The following is a 17,669-nucleotide window of genomic DNA, read 5'->3' on the forward strand; positions in this document are numbered from 1 at the left end:
ACTTGATATAGTTTTAAAAAATCACCTAAGGCATTGCTATCATTAAGTTTTATATTATATTTAGTCAATTTCAATGTCCGCTCATAGCCGCCAGTTAGATGAAGTGCAAATCTATTTATCGAAACTGTAAGATATTAGCTACTATAAATAATCATAACTTTTCAATTATTTAAGGCACTGCACTTTAGAGTAAAAAGATTAATATCACCTTTGTCTATTTACTTTAAGTTAACTATTACTTGCTCTCTGGTAGCTTAACTTTTTTATATGTTTTATTACACTTTGGACAAAAGATGTCTAAATCAAATTTATAATTCACACATTGAAAAAAGAAACCATATATCTTGCTACCAAGCTTTATAAAGGTAAGCAGAAATGCCGTCGCAATCATTAAGTTAAACTCATACATTCCAGCCTTATCAAGAGCCCAGTCAATAACAAGCTCAACGATTAAAAGTGCAACCACTTTTTCGTGTTTTTTAATTGCGGCAAAAATTAGAACGGCAAAAGCAATAAAGCGAGCAAAACTTTGCGACTCCTCAGCTAAGAAAGCCAAAATCCCAATGGGTATAGATAAACAAAGGCTGAGAAAGATAAACCCAACCATGTCTATTTTTGACATCCAAAAATGTATTTTGAAGTCTTTTTTAGCCGTACACTGATTACACTTTAGCAAAGAGGCTCCAATTAACTGGTTTATCGTCGAGAAATAAAACTGAGAGTAACCTTTAACCTAAAAATAAAAAAGTGTGAAAATAAAAAAGCCATAACTTTCAAACAACTCAGGGCTGCTTAAAACTTATGGCTTAGCGCTTAAAGCTGACAGCTGACAGCTGACAGCTGACAGCTGACAGCTACACCTTAAACTTATCTATCGCTTTATAAAGTACCCTTGCTTGCTCTGACACTTCTTCGCTGGTTTGCGCATTTGTTGCTGAATGGGCTGAGGCGTCTTCGGCAATATCGCGAATCCGTACGACGTTCTTATTCACCTCTGAGGCAACTTGGCTTTGCTCTTCAATAGCAGCAGCAATGTGGGTGCTCATTTCCATAATCGTTTGTACATCTTCGGTAATTGAGCCTAACAGTTCACCGGCTTTAGTTGCTTGTGCTGCACTTTCGCCACCTTGCGTACGGCAGCGTTGCATTATACTAACCACTTCTTGGGTTCGTCCTTGCAAAATAGAGATAATACTTTCAATTTCTTTGGTTGATTCTTGAGTGCGCTGAGCAAGTGAGCGAACTTCATCGGCGACCACTGCGAAGCCGCGACCCTGTTCACCAGCACGCGCCGCTTCAATGGCTGCATTAAGTGCTAGCAAGTTAGTTTGCTCGGCAATACCGCGGATAACATCTAATACTGAACCAATGGTTTCACCGTCTTTTTCAAGTTGTGATACGACCGTTGAGGCATTGCCTAATGAATCAGACAATTGATTGATTTGTTTAACCGTGGCCTCAACTTCTTTACGCCCTTGTTGCGCACTTTGGTTAGTTGATTCTGCTTTTTTAGCCGCAGCTTCGGTATTATGCGAAATATCCTGAATAGTCGCCTGCATTTCAGTTGCAGCGGTTGCTACCATATCCGCTTCATGTAATTGCTCTTGCATACCGGAGCTGGTTGCCGCGGTGGTTTCCGATAAGTGATCGGTCGCTATATTTAGCGTGGTTAAAGCGGTATTCACTTCGTAGATCAGTTTTTTGAAATCATTTATAAGACTATTAAAATCAATCGTCATGGTGGTGACTTCGTCTTTACCGCTGTGCTCTATAGTAAGGCGTAAATCGTTATTGCGGCGAATTTCATTAATCGTATGGTATACCCGTTCAATAGGAACAATGATCGAACGACTCGTCAAGTAGACTAAAATCATCACCAGCAAACTGGCAACAATAAAAATGATGATGGCGATCATTTGCGCTTGTGCAGCGGTAGATTCAACTTGTTGCTTCGTTGCTGTCGTAATTAAAGTGACTAAATCATCACTTTGTTTGACGCTGTCTCTCATTCTACCAAGCGCACCTGAATCCAAATCCAGACCTAATGCAACTTGCGCATCAACTAACGATTTAAACTTACTGTTATAAACTGCAAGTAAACGTAATAGCTCTGACTGGTCACTTGAAGCCAAGTTTTCGTTGCGAATTTGACGCTCTAACTGCACTACACCGCCTTCAAAACTAGCTAAGTATTTCAGATCAAAGCGCAGCATAAAATCTTTTTCAGAGCGTCTAAGCTGCAACATTAAGCTAAGTAACTGATAGTTACTTTGCTTATTCAGCATCGTTTCCATTTGATGAACGGCGCCTCGCAATTCACCATAAAGCGCATCTTTAGGGTGTAAACCTATTTTCTTTTGTAATTTTACAACATGCTGAAAATCATCATTATACTGCTTAGCAAGAATAGCAAATTGCTCCACTTGCGCAGTAGCGATATCAAGCTCACGTGAGAGCTCAGTTAACATGCTAATTTTATATTTTAGTTGCTCATATTCTTGTGCAAACAACTCTAAACTATTTTTCTGTTTATAAAACAAAAAGTCTTTTTCATACTTACGCATAGAGAGTTCATGTATATCAAGCTCCTCCGCGTACTGAATGGTTTCGTTTAGTTTTAGCATGATGCGTGCTTCATAAATAATAACGCACAACATAACCACCATCGCGAGACCAACAACGAGTGCATTGACTTGCAAACGACGTTTAATAGTCAAATTTTGGAGTAAACCCATTAACAACAGCCTTTTAAATAATTCACTGTAAATAGTATAGTTAAATAACGAATAGTTAGCTTACATTATTGCTCTATTTACGAGATGTTCTAAAAAACTCAGTTAAATTTGGCTTTAGCTCACCGCAGACCACAAGTTTTGATGTAGTTCCTTGGTATTATGCCACTGCTTTGCGGCTAGCCAATCAACTAATGGCTGTGGATCGCTCGGAAAATTAATTTGTTTTTGGGCAGCACTATTGAGCCAATCATCCAACGCATTGGGGTTTAAGTAGTTCATAACATGTGCCGCTTTCATTGCCAGTAATGTTTGTGCATTGGCATCTTGCTCAAACTGCCCAGACAATGGTTTCAAGAGCAGTTTTTTACCGAGCTTTAATGCCTCACTAGAAAGCTCAAACCCCGCATTGGCAATCACGCCACCGGCATTTGCTAAGTCATTTAAAAAACCGTCACGGGCTGGCATTCGCAAGTGAATGTGCCCCGTTGAAGTGTTATTTGCTTGCGGGTGATAGCAGTAAAACTCTTGTTCAGGAAAATCTCGCAGGTAATCAATCACACTACTGAGATCTTCAAAAGGAAGATATACCAACACTTTATTATCAACATTAACGGGATTATTGTGTTGATGGTGAGCAATAAATGGCGGAATGATATTTTGCGCAAAAGGTTGCCAGTGCACCCCCAAATAAATGTCCGCAGGAGCATAGTATTTAATAAATGAGCGACGCAGCAAACTGTGGCCGAACATCGGGACTTTAGGCGATAAAAACGCCGCTTGATGGCTCATGCCTATAACAGACACACCTTGGCGTTTTGCCGCCCATGCGGTGATAGGTTCAAAGTCGTTAAAGACAAAATCATAACCTGATACATCTAACTGTTTTATATCCCGTAGCAATTTACATAGCCGAGTATTTCTTACTGTGTGATAACTATTTACTTGGCCATTTTTAGTGGTGAAAGATAACCCGCGAAAACTACGATAATTTGCAAACTCATCCATATCGAAGTAATTTTGCTGGGCACGTCCGGAAAACACATAATCAACCTCAACCCCCATTTGCTTGAATGCATTCGCCATCACCCGCGCACGAGTAACGTGACCATTGCCAGTCCCTTGGATGCCATACAGTATTTTCATAAAGTCGCCACTATTAAGATTGCTAATAAACCACAACTGCTGCCCATTAATGCGCCAAGTACCACATCAACAGGGAAGTGTACCCCTAGTAACACCCGAGATGCCGCAACACACGCAGCCCATAAAAACCACAGGCTAATGAGCTCTGGAAAATACTGAGCTAATACAACCGCGACTAAAAATGCCCCAGCACTGTGCCCAGACGGTAGGCTAAACTTATCACTCGGGACAATGTAAGCGCCTTTGATTAAACAATCGCATGGGCGAATTCTGGCAAAACTGTTTTTTGCGAGATAATAAATCGGCCGCTCGATTAAAAAGCCAAGTAATAAGGTGATTGCCATTAGCCGTAATTCCGGTTCGTTACTAAGCCAGCCAAAACCAACCGCGATTAACACATAAAGTCCCCCGTTACCTGTTTTAGAGAAACCTAATGCAGAATTTTTTAGCCATGTTGGGGCATTGCCATTAAACACCATCAAAAATAAACTTTGATCCAGCTGAGCCACTTTTTTTAGCATGTTGTTCTCATTCATCACTTGCTCCTTTACTGTGTAAACTCTGTACACAATTTCAGCTTAGGCGGTGAAAATAACAATTGAGTGACGCTTTTAAGACACTAATATTGCTTTTGCTGTTTTAGCGCAATAATTGTTTAAAAAGAGCGCAATTTACTGCGATTAAGTCGTTGTTATTGCAATTAAGCAAGGTATACTAAAGTTCAGCTCACGTATCTTTAGATAAGGATAGAAAAATGGATTACAGCACTTCAGATTTATGCGATCACTTTGCCGATGTGGTCGATGTGCTCGAACCTATGTTCATTAACTTTGGCGGTCGTCACAACTTTAGTGGCCGTATTAAAACCGTTAAATGTTTTGAAAATAATGAACTGATCCGCGACATACTCTCTCAAGATGGCGAAGAGTGCGTGTTACTAATCGATGGTGGTGGCTCAACACGTCGCGCGCTCATTGATATTGAGCTTGCTGAATTGGCCATTGAAAATAACTGGCAAGGTATTGTGGTTTACGGTGCAGTACGCCATGTTGATGAACTTGAAGAACTTGATTTAGGTATTCAAGCCATCGCTTCTATTCCTGTAGCAGCAGATAGCACCGGTGCTGGCGAAGACGGCATTGGCGTAAACTTTGCTGGTGTATCATTTTTTGATGATGATTTTATCTACGCCGACAGTACCGGCATTGTATTATCAGCAGAAGAGCTTGAACTGGAAATTATAGAAGAATAATCAGTGGCAAACCACCTCCATATTTATGACGAAGCGACTGTAAAACCTTGGTGTAGCAGTCGCGCCAATGAAAAAAAAGCATGGCAATCTATCGCCCTACTCGACACTCATGTTGATCCCCTGCAAGCCATGCAAGATGCCGCACAATTTGGCATTAAGTATGTTTTGTTGGGTATTTGCGAAGATATTGGCCCACGCGCTAACTTAGGTAACGGTGGTGCCGCAGATGGCTGGCAAGCATTCCTGAAACGGTTTTTAAATCAACCTGATAACCAATTTTTAGCGAACGAAAAAGTGTTGTTATTAGGCGAAGTTGCGATCAGCGATTTAACCCTCGCGGCGCGCGATTTATCGAACCAAAATCCTCAGCAACTCACGCAATTGCGTGAGTTATGCGCCCAGCTTGATCAACGGGTTGAACAAGTGCTGAGTTTAATTTTTGCCGCAGGCCTTGAGCCGATCATCATTGGCGGCGGCCATAATAATTGCTTAGGAATTATTCGCGCGCTCAGTAAACACAAACAAATAGCGATCAATGCAATTAACTTTGATCCTCATGCTGACTTTCGTGATTGTGAAGGTCGCCACAGTGGTAATGGCTTTCGCTATGCTTACAATGAGCAACACCTAGATCATTACCATGTGATTGGTATGCATGAGCTAAAGAATAACCAAGCGATTATTGATGCCTTAGCGGCTGCGCAATTTAATTACGACAGTTACCAAGCACTGCAAGTAAGACGCGAGAAAACCCTCACCCAAGCATGTCAGCAAGCACTTGCAACCCTGACTCATGCCCCTTTGGGTGTCGAAGTCGATTTAGATAGTATTTCATTAATGCCCGTAAGTGCCTATACCAACTGTGGTTTTAGTGTCAGTGACGCCGAGCATTTTGTACATTTGGCTGCCAGTCAACTAAACAGCCATTACTTACATTTATGTGAAGCTGCCCCAAATCAACATCCCAGTGGCATGCAAGCAGGAATAAGCGATGCAGGGCAAATAATCACCGCGCTAGTGAATGCTTATCTACAAGCTAGAGAGCACGCCTAACAGCTATTGATGCTCAATTTGCCATTGCTTGAGCCAAGAGATCATACCAACGCTACTTAATGGGTGACTAAAGTAATACCCTTGCGCCGCATAAGTATTTAAGCTTTTTACAAAGTTTAGCTGTTCACGGGTTTCAACCCCTTCGCAGATCACTTTGGCATTTTGCTGATTGTGCATATCGACCATACCGCTGATCAAACTACGAACATGGCTTTGATGACTAAAATCAGCCGTTAATGCAGGGGCTATTTTTACATATTCAACGGCTAGATTCGGCAATTTAGCCAACCAGATTGGGCTATCGCCAAGGCCATCCACACACACTTTAATACCTATACTATTAATGCGCGCCACCATGGCTTTACCTTGATCATCTAAACTCATAAATAAGTTAAGTGGGCACTCAACAATTAAATCTCCAGCTTGTAACTGATGTTCAACAAAGATGCGGTCGATAAACTCAATAAACTCTTCATTTAGCATTTCAGAGCCGAATAGATTAATACTTAAAGGCATACTGATACCTTCCATACGCAGTGCCATTGCAAGCTCCGCTGCGCGCTCAATCACAAAGGTCGCCAATGGATAGGCAAGCCCTGCGACACGTATATCATCTATAAAGCGGTTGGCTGATAAAATTCCTTGTCGTGGATGCTGCCAACGTAACAATAACTCTAAAAACTCAATTTTGTCATTGTGATTGCAAATAATAGGCTGGAAATACAATTCAAGTTCGCTGGAAAAATCTATATTGGCTAATTCGTGCAAGCGGGCTTGTTGCTCTAGTTGCTCTATTTTCATTTGCTGATGGTAGGCCACGACCTGTTGTTTAGGATGACTATCCAACGCGAGGAAGGCGAACGAAATTAAATTATCAAAGCTGTTCTCCTGCTCATCGCAATCAACATAGCTTGCCCGCGCATTGATTTTTATAGTGCAGTTAGCCACATTGAAAGGTTTTACAGTTGCCCCTAATATTTGATTGATTAACTGTTCATGTAAGTGTTTTTGCTGCGCTAAATTACATATAAAAGCAAAGTTAAGACCGCCTAAATGCGCTAACCTTTGCTCACCAGCTAAACTAATAACTTCGTCAATATGTAGTAACTGCTTAATACGATTTGCCGATTGCGCGAGTAATAAATCACCAAAGTCACGACCAATATGTTGGTTAACTTGCGCAAATCCTTCTAAACGAAGCACCACCAACGCTGCACGGTGCTGATTATCTTTGCGCCAATCGTAATAACGTTGGCGCAGCAATTTAGTGTTGGGTAAATTTAATAGCGGTGCAGGCTCCATATAACGCGCATTATTAAGTTGCGTCGCTTCATCTGTAGCAATCGCCAATTCTTCATCAGCAAAATAGCCAGACATCGCCAATACAATGCTCGCCAGTACAATTAAATAAAGCGGTGAACCCAGTAATAAGTGAGCCGATAAAAACACTGTAAATACCAATGCAGCACAGCAGCTCAGAGTAAGCATAGTCCATTTATTTTGCGAGAAGGCCAACCATAAATGCAGGCCAATACTGGCTGCAAATAATAGCTCTAAGAAGTTTACTTCGTTGCTTAATATTGCCAGCGCCAGCACGCTATTGATTAAGTAACTAAGGCGTAATAATGGCTTTTCAACGACGCACAAAGCGCAGATCATCGCCATTAAAACAGCGCCTGCTAAAAAAGCAGGTAATTGTGGGTAATTAAGTAATGCGCTCCCTGCAGTATGCTCAACTCCTGTGTTTGTTAATAGCGCAATTAAAAACATCTTTTCAGTACAACGTTAAAGCAGATTAGTTTAGTCTACCCAAAACCCACAAATTTAACAGTTTATTTACGCCTAATTGGTAACTTAATTGCGCAGGATGGGATATCTGCCAATGTGCTATATCGGCGCGCATACCCACTTTTAGTACGCCACGATCAGTTAAACCAAGCGCTTTCGCTGCATTTCTGGTTACCCCAGCCAAGGTTTCTTCTGGTGTTAGCCTAAATAAGGTGCAACCCATATTCATCATCAATTGCAAAGAACACAAGGGTGAAGTACCTGGATTAAAGTCAGTTGAGATAGCCATAGGCACATTGTATTGCTTTAATAACGCGATGGGTGGCTGTTTAGTTTCACGTAAAAAGTAAAATGCGCCAGGCAATAACACCGCGACCGTTCCTGCAACAGCCATCGCTTTTACCCCTTGCTCATCTAAATGCTCGATATGATCCGCCGATAGTCCCTTAAACTCGGCAACCAGTTGTGCGCCATGTTGATTTGATAATTGTTCGGCGTGGCATTTCACAGGCAAGCCGTGCTTACTTGCCGCTGCAAACACACGGCGAGTTTGTGCATGGCTAAAGCCAACATTTTCACAGAATACATCCACCGCGTCGGCTAACTTGCCCGCCACTACCTGCTCCAACATCTCATTACACACTAACTCAATGTATTCATCACTGCGGCCTTTGTATTCCGGTGGTAACGCATGTGCTCCCAAAAAGGTGGTTTTTACATCAACAGGGTGATTTTCACCAAGTAATCGCGCTACTTCGAGGATTTTAAGTTCATTTTCGCAATCTAAACCATAGCCGGATTTAATTTCAACCGTCGTCACACCTTCGCTATAAAGCGCATTTAAACGATCTTTTGCTAATACAAATAATGCTTCATGATCAGCCGCACGGGTGGCTCGTACTGTACTGGCAATACCGCCGCCCTGCGCCGCTATTTGCTCATAGCTAACACCTTGCAAACGTTGTTCAAATTCTTCAGCACGAGAGCCGGCAAACACTAAATGGGTATGACAGTCAATTAAACCTGGCGTTAGCCACTGCCCTTTTGCGGAAATGATTGGCGTTGCCAATGCATCAAACGCTGGTAACTCTGTTTGTTTACCAAGCCATGCAATGTGGCCATCTTTAATCGCTAGCGCGGCATTGTCAATTGCCCCATAAGGTGCATCAATACTGCTATCCATAGTGGCAATATTGGCATCGGTGATCAGTAAATCCCATTCGTTGCAGTGGTTGTTTGCAGTTACGTTGGTCATAGCAGCCCTTAAAAAATGTTTTAATCAGTCTAACAAGCTATCTTGTATATACAAGATAAATGTGCCATCTTATAGTCAGTATTTAATTAAATGAAAACTGTAGATCAGCACATGACGACACCTAAGTTCGCGCAAATAAAGCAATTTATTGTTGATAACATTCGATCATCCGCTTGGCTTGAAAACCAACGTGTACCATCTGAAAACGAATTAGCCGAACAATTTAGTGTTAGCCGCATGACTGCACGCCGTGCATTAAGCGAATTAACCGAAGCGGGTATTCTTACTCGCAGCCAAGGTCTAGGCACTTTTGTTGCCAGCTTTAAATCACAGTCATCATTACTAGAAATTAAAAATATAGCAGATGAAGTTAAAGCACGTAATGGCAATTACAGCTGTACAGTTTTAGTGCTTGAATCAATCAGCGCCGTGGCACCGATTGCGATTGCGTTAGGTGTTGAAGTAGACAGTATTGTGTTTCGCAGTGTGCTTGTGCATAACGAAAACGAACACCCGCTACAAGTGGAAGAGCGTTTTGTCAATCCAGCACTTGCGCAAAGTTACTTACAGCAAGATTTTACCACTTTGACACCGCACGAATATTTATCGAGTGTGGCACCGCTGACCGAAGCGCGCCACACTGTTGAAGCGATCATGCCAAATAGTGAAATGTGTCAGTGGCTGAATTTATACCACGAAGAGCCATGTTTGCAGGTGATCCGCCGAACTTGGTCATCCGCAGGCATTGTAAGCTTTGCCCGTTTAGTGTCCCCAGGTAGTAAATACCGCCTAGGTGGCCATTTAACATTTAAAAAGCAACATTAAAAAGATTATTCAGATCAAAATGATGCGCTTAGTTGCGTATTTTTTTGAAGTTAAATTAGTTGTATATACAACAGGAGCATACCATGAACAATAGACTTGACGAATCACGTGTGATCCGCGCGCCACATGGCGATAAGATCAGCGCTAAAAGCTGGCTCACCGAAGCGGCTAAGCGCATGTTAATGAATAACCTCGATCCAGAGGTTGCAGAGCACCCGCATGCACTGGTTGTATATGGTGGCATTGGTCGTGCAGCGCGTGATTGGCCTTGTTTTGATAAAATTATCGAAACCTTAGATAGACTTGAAGAAGACGAAACCCTACTAGTGCAATCGGGTAAGCCTGTTGGGGTATTTAAAACTCACAGCAATGCACCGCGAGTATTAATTGCGAACTCAAACTTAGTACCGCACTGGGCTAATTGGGAGCATTTTAATGAGCTCGATAAACTTGGTTTGATGATGTACGGGCAAATGACTGCGGGCTCTTGGATCTATATTGGCTCGCAAGGCATAGTGCAAGGTACTTACGAAACCTTTGTTGCTATGGCAAAACAACACTTTAATGGTGATGCTGCTGGTAAATGGGTGTTAACCGGTGGTTTAGGTGGCATGGGTGGCGCGCAACCACTTGCTGCAACCATGGCAGGTTTTAGTGCCTTAGTGGTTGAATGTGATGAAACGCGTATCGATTTTCGTATTAAAACTCGCTATGTAGACGTCAAAGCCACCGATTTAGAGCATGCACTAGAGCTTATCAACAGCGCATGCGCTAAAGGTGAAGCGCTGTCAGTCGGTTTACTTGGTAATGCTGCCGATGTATTTAGCGAACTAGTTAAACGCAAAATTACCCCAGATGTTGTTACAGACCAAACCTCGGCTCACGATCCACTGAATGGTTATTTACCACAAAATTGGAGCATGGCGCACGCCGCGAAGATGCGAGAGCAAGACCCACAAGCTGTGGTTAAAGCGGCTAAACAATCGATGGCTGTACAAGTAACTGCAATGCTAGCGCTGCAACAAGCAGGCGCCGCTACCACCGACTACGGCAATAATATTCGGCAAATGGCGTTTGAAGAAGGTGTTAGCAATGCCTTTGATTTCCCAGGTTTTGTGCCAGCTTATATTCGCCCGTTATTTTGTGAAGGTATTGGTCCATTCCGTTGGGTAGCGCTGTCTGGCGATCCTGAGGATATTTATAAAACCGATGCTAAAGTTAAAGAGCTGATCCCTGATGATAAACATTTGCACAACTGGCTTGATATGGCCCGTGAACGCATTCAATTCCAAGGCTTGCCAGCGCGGATTTGTTGGGTTGGCTTAAAAGACCGTGCCCGTTTAGCACTGGCGTTTAATGAAATGGTTAAAAATGGCGAATTAAAAGCACCCGTTGTGATTGGCCGCGATCACTTAGATTCTGGCTCAGTGGCCAGCCCTAACCGTGAAACCGAAGCGATGAAAGACGGTTCAGATGCGGTCTCTGATTGGCCATTATTGAACGCACTACTGAATACCGCAGGAGGTGCAACTTGGGTATCGCTGCATCATGGTGGTGGCGTAGGCATGGGCTTTAGCCAACACTCAGGGGTCGTGATTGTTGCCGATGGTACAGATGAAGCCGCAGCTCGGGTTGGCCGCGTGCTATGGAATGACCCTGCCACTGGCGTAATGCGCCATGCTGATGCAGGTTACGATATTGCAATTAATTGCGCGAACGAGCAAGGTCTCGACTTACCTATGTTGAATAAGGAATAACCATGTTTGAATATACTCTCACACCCGGCCAGCTCGACTTGGCAACACTGCGTAAAATTAATCTTTCCGCGGTCAAACTGACTCTTGCTAAAGACAGCGAAATTAACATCGCAGCAAGTGCACAAACCGTGCAAGATGTGATTGATCAACAGCGCACTGTATACGGTATCAACACCGGTTTTGGCTTACTGGCTAACACTAAAATTGCCGAGCATGAACTTGAGCTATTACAGCGCTCTATTGTGCTTTCTCATGCGGCGGGTATCGGTGAATACATGGACGACAGCACGGTACGTTTAATGATGGTGCTAAAAATTAATTCTTTATCCCGTGGTTTTTCAGGCATTCGCTTAAAAGTGATTGAGTTTTTTATGCAATTGCTTGAAGCCGAAGTTTATCCTTGCGTACCAAAAAAAGGCTCTGTTGGTGCATCGGGTGATTTAGCGCCACTATCACATATGTGCTTAGCGCTACTTGCTGAAGGTGAAATGCGTCATCAAGGTAAATTGATTAGCGCCGCAGAAGGGCTAAAAATTGCCAAACTTGAGCCACTGACCTTAGCCGCTAAAGAAGGTCTAGCGTTGCTTAACGGCACCCAAGCTTCAACGGCTTTTGCACTACAAGGGTTATTCCGCGCCGAAGATTTGTATGCACAAAGCTGTGCCATTGGCTCAATCAGCATTGAAGCGGCAATGGGCAGTCGTTCACCATTTGATGCACGTATTCATGAAATTCGTGGCCAACGCGGCCAGATTGATACCGCCGCAATCTTCCGCGATATACTCAGTGAACAGTCACAGATCAGCGAAGCCCATGTCGATTGTGAAAAAGTACAAGACCCTTACTGCTTACGCTGTCAGCCACAAGTACTTGGCGCATGTTTAACGCAAATCCGCCAAGCAGCTGAAGTGTTATTGTGTGAGTCGAATGGCGTGACCGATAACCCATTAGTGTTTGCGGATGTGGGCGATATTATCTCTGGCGGCAATTTTCATGCTGAGCCCGTCGCAATGGCAGCCGATAACTTAGCGTTAGCGATTGCTGAAATTGGTGCACTTGCGGAGCGTCGAATTGCCTTATTGATTGATTCAAACCTATCAAAACTGCCCCCATTTCTAGTTGAAAATGGCGGCGTAAATTCGGGTTTTATGATTGCACAAGTAACGGCGGCGGCACTGGCATCGGAAAACAAATCGCTGGCGCACCCCGCTTCTGTAGATAGCCTACCAACATCAGCAAACCAAGAAGACCATGTTTCTATGGCCACTTTTGCGGCACGTCGTCTCGGTGAGATGGCCAATAACACGCAAGGTGTATTGGCCATTGAATGGCTGGCATCGGTACAAGGGCTGGAGTTTAGAAAACCACTGACAGCCTCTGCAAAAGTTGAGCAAGCTAAAGCTATCTTGCGTGAAAAGGTCAGCTACTACGATAAAGACCGTTATTTTGGCCCTGATATCGAAGCCGCAAACACCTTATTACAGCAAGGCAAACTACGTAGCTTGTTGCCTGCTGGCATATTACCTTCGTTTTAAATAACCTGAACACTGGTTAAATATCAAATTGATAGCTAAAGCCTAGCTCTTCAATAGCCGAGCCATCAATGATGCGCTCGGCACTTGAATGACTACTAAACGTGGGCGCTTGCGTGCCATATTGCTGGCACTTCTGCTGATAATAATCTGCTTTGGTTGGATGCGCCGGATTAACCACATTATAAATTGGCGCAGCTGTTTGCCAATTTTCCAGCACGGTAAGCACCGCATTAATTACATCTTGCTGCTGCACCATATTAACCGTTTGCATACTTGAACCACGTAACTCTTTACCTGCCACAAACCGCCCTGGTTCGCGGTTAGGACCAATTAAGCCACCCAATCTAAGTACTTTACCACCAGCATCGAGTACATGCTGCTCAGCTGCAATTAGCGGCTGTTGCCTTGCTGTGGTTGCCTGTATTGCACTTTGTTCAGTATAAGTGGCGTTATCTTGGTCATACACAGCCGTCGATGAGCATAATAAAAAACCCTTTGCCTGCATTGAGTTGGCAAGTTCAATTGCCTGTGTCAGAGTTGCTAAATAGTGGCTGTCAGCGTGTCGACTACGTGGTGGTATAGCGCATACCCACCAGGCATTATGTAAATCAAGTTGATGAGTTAGCTTATTATCTGCAAATACTAACTGACGTTGAAAAGCATGCTGGTGCACATTACTGCGGTGCGTGCCTTGTACATGCCACCCTTTTGCTTGCTGCTGTAAACACAATGGCTGACCCAGCCAACCGGCGCCAAGAACAACTAACTGGTCTTTATCTGTACCCATTAAGTAACATCACCCTTACAATTTTATAAAATATCGTTAATTTGTCTTATCGCATACCATAGCACTGCGTACCAAGATATGCTTAGATAAGAGTGCTTACTCTACTAAATAACAAGAATGTGTGCACTTATGCTTAAAAATTTATCCCTAAGAAAAAAAATACTACTCCTGATCGGCGGCACGATAAGTATCTTATTACTGATTGCCTCAGCGTACTTTGTTAACCATATTGCCGCTTTGTCTCGCCAAAGTATCGAACGCGAAGCGCACAGTTATCTGCAAAGTGAACAACTATCCATGCAAAGTTACTTTGCTCAATACGGCAAACTGGTCGCAACTTTTGTCAATAATCCGCATTTAGTAAACTGGTTTGATAATTGGGATAAACGAGATCAAACTCTACAAGGCGCTCCTGGCTATGATGAAATAAACCAAGATTTTGTGCGTATTAGTAGTCAAGATGAAAATATTTTATCGGCCTTTTTTGCCTCTGCAAAAACCGGTGAATACTTTAAAGAAAATGAGCGAACCACTCACTACAACAATGAACCATATTATGCGTATAAACGCGGTTGGTGGATCGATGCGTTAAAACTGAACCGATTATATGTTGGGCCAATTTCCGTTGATTTAACCACACGAAACGCCTCTGCCGTGGTACAGCAGCCAGTCTACAACCAGGAAAATGAGCTGGTTGGGTTTGGCGGTGTTGATTTACAGCTTAATAAAATCAATAAAATGGTCGAAGATATTCGCTTTAACGGCCAGGGTTACGGGTTTTTATTGGATGACAAGCAAAAGGTCGTACACTTATCCAATCGTACTAAGCATAAGCTATCTATCACTGATGAAGGAGTAAATGGTAAAGAAGGCCTTGAACAACTAGAAAAACAATTTAGCAATACCCAAGGATTTAGTGAGCTTAACCTACAGATGAAAAACAACATCGCAGGGGATGCCAGTGTTACCTTTCAGGGCCAAGAATATTTTGTAGTGTATAACCGCCTGCAATTAGAGCATCCTTACTTAAATTGGTATGTGGGTATTTTAGTGCCACGTAGCATGATTGATGAGCCAGTAAATGATGCGGTAATGACCACCACCACCTCTGTGGTTATTATACTACTGATTATTATGGCGATGATTTTATGGGCCACACAGATGATCTCACAACCGATTATCAGCTTAACCCATATTATGCGAGACATCGCTTCCGGTGATGGTGATTTAACCCAAAAAATTACTATCGATAGCAAAGATGAAGTGGGCCAACTGGCTCATCATATGAATACCTTTATCGATAAACTACGCGCTATGATGCTAGATACCGCAAAACAAGCAAAGCAATTAACCAACGCTGCGGCTCAGCTGAATTTAGTCTCACAAAAGACCAATGATGAAATCCAACAAGAGAAGCAGCAAGTCGATAGCGTTAGCGCCGCGGTTACTGAAATGGCCACCACAGTGATGGAGATTTCTCGGAACGCGCAACACACCAACAATGCAGCTGAAGAAGTACAGCACATCTCTGTTGATGGTGCAAAACGCTCGCAAAATGCGCAAAGCGTAATGACCGCATTGGCCGATCACATCGGCGAAGCATCCAAAGTAGTCGCTGGTTTAGAACAAGAAAGTGGCAATATTGGCGCCGTTGTTGATGTGATCAATTCAATTGCTGAACAAACTAACTTACTGGCACTGAACGCTGCTATAGAAGCCGCCCGTGCTGGCGAGCAAGGCCGTGGCTTTGCGGTGGTTGCCGATGAAGTTCGCTCCTTAGCAAGCCGCACTCAAGAATCAACCGATGACATTCGTAACATGATCTCCCGCTTGCAACAAATTGCTCAACAAGCCTCTACTATGATGCAGCAAGGGCAACAGCGTGCGCAAAGCTCAGTCACACAAACGCAAGAAGTGCTGGATGCACTACAAAACATTGCCGATGCAGTGACTAAAGTACAAGATCAAAGTCATCACATTGCCACTTCAACCGAGCAGCAAACTGTAGTAGCTGAAGATATCAATAACAGCTTAGCGGCGATTAATAATTTAGTGAATAATACCGCCGATCACGCCCTAGAACTTGCTGACGAAGCGCGTGAACTCAATGACTTGGCAGCATCACTCAATAAAACCGTCAATCAGTTTAAACTTTAAAGCCCCTAATATAAAAGAGTGCTGTGATGGCACTCTTTTTTGTTATAGATCAATACTCACCCACACTGGTTTTTTTATAATTATGCAAACTTTATTAAAGGCGCGCGTGATGATTAATTTACCAAAATGGGATCAAAGTTTAATAAACAAGTACAATATTTCGGGGCCAAGATACACCTCTTACCCAACCGCATTGTCGTTTCATGATGGCTACCAACAGCACGATTTGATTAACGCAATCAATTCATCGTCGAGCAATAGTCTCTCTTTATATATCCATATCCCATTTTGTAGTCAGCTTTGTTACTACTGCGGCTGTAATAAAGTGATCACTCGCCACCAGTCAAAAGCAGACCTTTATCTTGATTATTTAGAGCAAGAGATCATTGCCCAAGCACCGCTATTTGCTGGCTACCAAGTAGAGCAATTGCATTTAGGCGGAGGGACGCCAACCTTTTTAAGCAGCACACAAATGAGCCGTTTAATTGCGCTACTTGAGCAGCACTTTAAGTTTGCTCCAGAGGCTGAACGCGGTATTGAAATTGACCCACGCTCATTAGCTGATGGCATGTTAAAGCATTTGCGCAACCTTGGTTTTAATCGGGTTTCATATGGTATTCAAGATTTTAATGATGCAGTACAGCTTGCCGTTAACCGCCCACAAAGTGCGGAGGCTGTAAAAAGTCTGATTGGTGAAGCCCGTGAACTCGGCTTCAAATCAATTAATGCAGATATGATTTATGGCTTGCCACTGCAAACTCCCGAGAGCTTTAAAGAGACTATTAAGCAATTAATTGCCCTTAGCCCTGATCGTGTATCGGTATTTAATTACGCGCATTTACCGGACCGTTTTGCCGCTCAGCGAAAAATTAAGGACGCAGATTTACCCAATGCCCACGATAAGCTCACTATGTTTAAGAATACCTTAGAACAAATGAGTCACGCAGGTTATCAGTTTATTGGTATGGATCACTTTGCAAAAACCAGTAATGAGTTAGCTATTGCACAAAATAGTGGGCAATTACATCGTAACTTCCAAGGTTACACCACTCATGGCAACTGTGATTTATTAGGTTTGGGGGTGTCATCAATTTCACAAATTGGCACTGCTATTTTGCAAAATCAAAAACAGTTAAAAGCGTATTACCACGCCATTGAAAAGCAATTAGGTAGCGCTATTTGTAAGGGCATGCAATTAAGCCAAGACGATGTAATTCGGGCAGCAGTTATCAAGCAGTTGATTTGCCATTTTCAACTTGATATCCACGCTATCGCTGATAAATTCCAGCTCAACTTTGCCAGCTACTTTGCTGATGCACTCAAAGCACTCGATCCACTCGTAGCGGATGGTATGGTAACTATCAATGAAAACATGATTACTG

The 17,669-nt window shown here is 43.0% G+C and carries 14 protein-coding genes; 7 read left to right on the plus strand and 7 right to left on the minus strand.

Annotated features, from left to right (window positions below; all coding sequences use genetic code 11):
- Nucleotides 1–235: 235 nt before the first annotated feature.
- The 4 genes from ENH88_RS08865 to ENH88_RS08880 form a co-directional block, all read right to left on the minus strand.
- On the minus strand, nucleotides 236–676 hold the full coding sequence (locus ENH88_RS08865; RefSeq protein ID WP_304181758.1) for a hypothetical protein: 441 nt from the start codon (nucleotides 674–676) through the stop codon (nucleotides 236–238).
- 178 nt (nucleotides 677–854) lie between these two features.
- Nucleotides 855–2,735 (minus strand): methyl-accepting chemotaxis protein, encoded by a 1,881-nt coding sequence (locus ENH88_RS08870; RefSeq protein ID WP_304181759.1) that lies wholly within the window; start codon nucleotides 2,733–2,735, stop codon nucleotides 855–857.
- A 114-nt stretch (nucleotides 2,736–2,849) separates the two neighbouring features.
- Nucleotides 2,850–3,878: an MJ1255/VC2487 family glycosyltransferase gene (locus ENH88_RS08875; RefSeq protein ID WP_304181761.1), complete on the minus strand. Its 1,029-nt coding sequence runs from the start codon at nucleotides 3,876–3,878 to the stop codon at nucleotides 2,850–2,852.
- Nucleotides 3,875–4,414 (minus strand): phosphatase PAP2 family protein, encoded by a 540-nt coding sequence (locus tag ENH88_RS08880; RefSeq protein ID WP_304181764.1) that lies wholly within the window; start codon nucleotides 4,412–4,414, stop codon nucleotides 3,875–3,877. Before ENH88_RS08880 ends, ENH88_RS08875 begins: the two co-directional genes overlap by 4 nt.
- A 218-nt stretch (nucleotides 4,415–4,632) precedes the next feature.
- Between ENH88_RS08880 and rraA the strand changes: the two genes are divergently transcribed.
- A complete protein-coding gene (gene rraA / locus ENH88_RS08885) occupies nucleotides 4,633–5,130 on the plus strand; it encodes a ribonuclease E activity regulator RraA (RefSeq protein ID WP_304181765.1) in 498 nt (165 codons plus the stop codon).
- Nucleotides 5,131–5,133: 3 nt separating this feature from the next.
- A complete protein-coding gene (locus ENH88_RS08890) occupies nucleotides 5,134–6,183 on the plus strand; it encodes a formimidoylglutamase (protein ID WP_304181768.1) in 1,050 nt (349 codons plus the stop codon).
- 3 nt (nucleotides 6,184–6,186) lie between these two features.
- Here the strand turns inward: ENH88_RS08890 and ENH88_RS08895 are convergent, their stop codons facing one another.
- Both ENH88_RS08895 and hutI read right to left on the minus strand, forming a co-directional pair.
- Nucleotides 6,187–7,848, minus strand: a complete 1,662-nt coding sequence (locus ENH88_RS08895; protein ID WP_304181780.1) for a GGDEF domain-containing phosphodiesterase — start codon at nucleotides 7,846–7,848, stop codon at nucleotides 6,187–6,189.
- Between the two features lie 130 nt (nucleotides 7,849–7,978).
- The gene (gene hutI, locus ENH88_RS08900) at nucleotides 7,979–9,226 is read right to left on the minus strand and encodes an imidazolonepropionase (protein WP_304181769.1); all 1,248 of its coding nucleotides are present in this window, start codon (nucleotides 9,224–9,226) and stop codon (nucleotides 7,979–7,981) included.
- Nucleotides 9,227–9,337: 111 nt separating this feature from the next.
- On the opposite strand from hutI, the gene hutC reads away from it, so the two are divergent.
- The 3 genes from hutC (at nucleotide 9,338) to hutH (ending at nucleotide 13,343) form a co-directional block, all read left to right on the plus strand.
- Entirely contained in the window at nucleotides 9,338–10,051 is a 714-nt protein-coding gene (gene hutC, locus ENH88_RS08905) for a histidine utilization repressor (protein ID WP_304181782.1), read from the plus strand.
- A gap of 83 nt (nucleotides 10,052–10,134) precedes the next feature.
- Nucleotides 10,135–11,808, plus strand: a complete 1,674-nt coding sequence (gene hutU, locus ENH88_RS08910; RefSeq protein ID WP_304181771.1) for a urocanate hydratase — start codon at nucleotides 10,135–10,137, stop codon at nucleotides 11,806–11,808.
- A 2-nt stretch (nucleotides 11,809–11,810) separates the two neighbouring features.
- Entirely contained in the window at nucleotides 11,811–13,343 is a 1,533-nt protein-coding gene (gene hutH / locus ENH88_RS08915; RefSeq protein ID WP_304181773.1) for a histidine ammonia-lyase, read from the plus strand.
- Between the two features lie 16 nt (nucleotides 13,344–13,359).
- Here hutH and ENH88_RS08920 read toward each other — a convergent pair whose 3' ends face one another.
- Entirely contained in the window at nucleotides 13,360–14,130 is a 771-nt protein-coding gene (locus ENH88_RS08920; RefSeq protein WP_304181775.1) for an NADP-binding protein, read from the minus strand.
- A 129-nt stretch (nucleotides 14,131–14,259) separates the two neighbouring features.
- On the opposite strand from ENH88_RS08920, the gene ENH88_RS08925 reads away from it, so the two are divergent.
- Both ENH88_RS08925 and hemN read left to right on the plus strand, forming a co-directional pair.
- Nucleotides 14,260–16,287 carry a methyl-accepting chemotaxis protein gene (locus ENH88_RS08925; protein WP_304181777.1) on the plus strand — a complete coding sequence of 676 codons (2,028 nt, stop codon included), beginning with the start codon at nucleotides 14,260–14,262 and terminating at the stop codon, nucleotides 16,285–16,287.
- Nucleotides 16,288–16,396: 109 nt separating this feature from the next.
- On the plus strand, nucleotides 16,397–17,669 hold a 1,273-nt coding region (hemN, locus tag ENH88_RS08930; RefSeq protein ID WP_304181779.1), incomplete at its 3' end, for an oxygen-independent coproporphyrinogen III oxidase.

Origin of the sequence: Pseudoalteromonas prydzensis, from assembly GCF_011050055.1 — a bacterium.
Lineage (GTDB): Bacteria > Pseudomonadota > Gammaproteobacteria > Enterobacterales > Alteromonadaceae > Pseudoalteromonas > Pseudoalteromonas prydzensis_A.

Bases quoted from the DNA above. Each gene is read 5' to 3' on its own strand.
- ENH88_RS08870 (WP_304181759.1), bottom strand. From the start codon at position 2,735: ATGGGTTTACTCCAAAATTTGACTATTAAACGTCGTTTGCAAGTCAAT.
- ENH88_RS08920 (WP_304181775.1), bottom strand. From the start codon at position 14,130: ATGGGTACAGATAAAGACCAGTTAGTTGTTCTTGGCGCCGGTTGGCTG.
- ENH88_RS08875 (WP_304181761.1), bottom strand. From the start codon at position 3,878: ATGAAAATACTGTATGGCATCCAAGGGACTGGCAATGGTCACGTTACT.
- ENH88_RS08880 (WP_304181764.1), bottom strand. From the start codon at position 4,414: ATGAATGAGAACAACATGCTAAAAAAAGTGGCTCAGCTGGATCAAAGT.
- ENH88_RS08925 (WP_304181777.1), top strand. From the start codon at position 14,260: ATGCTTAAAAATTTATCCCTAAGAAAAAAAATACTACTCCTGATCGGC.
- hutI (WP_304181769.1), bottom strand. From the start codon at position 9,226: ATGACCAACGTAACTGCAAACAACCACTGCAACGAATGGGATTTACTG.
- ENH88_RS08895 (WP_304181780.1), bottom strand. From the start codon at position 7,848: ATGGCGATGATCTGCGCTTTGTGCGTCGTTGAAAAGCCATTATTACGC.
- hutU (WP_304181771.1), top strand. From the start codon at position 10,135: ATGAACAATAGACTTGACGAATCACGTGTGATCCGCGCGCCACATGGC.
- hutH (WP_304181773.1), top strand. From the start codon at position 11,811: ATGTTTGAATATACTCTCACACCCGGCCAGCTCGACTTGGCAACACTG.
- rraA (WP_304181765.1), top strand. From the start codon at position 4,633: ATGGATTACAGCACTTCAGATTTATGCGATCACTTTGCCGATGTGGTC.
- hutC (WP_304181782.1), top strand. From the start codon at position 9,338: ATGACGACACCTAAGTTCGCGCAAATAAAGCAATTTATTGTTGATAAC.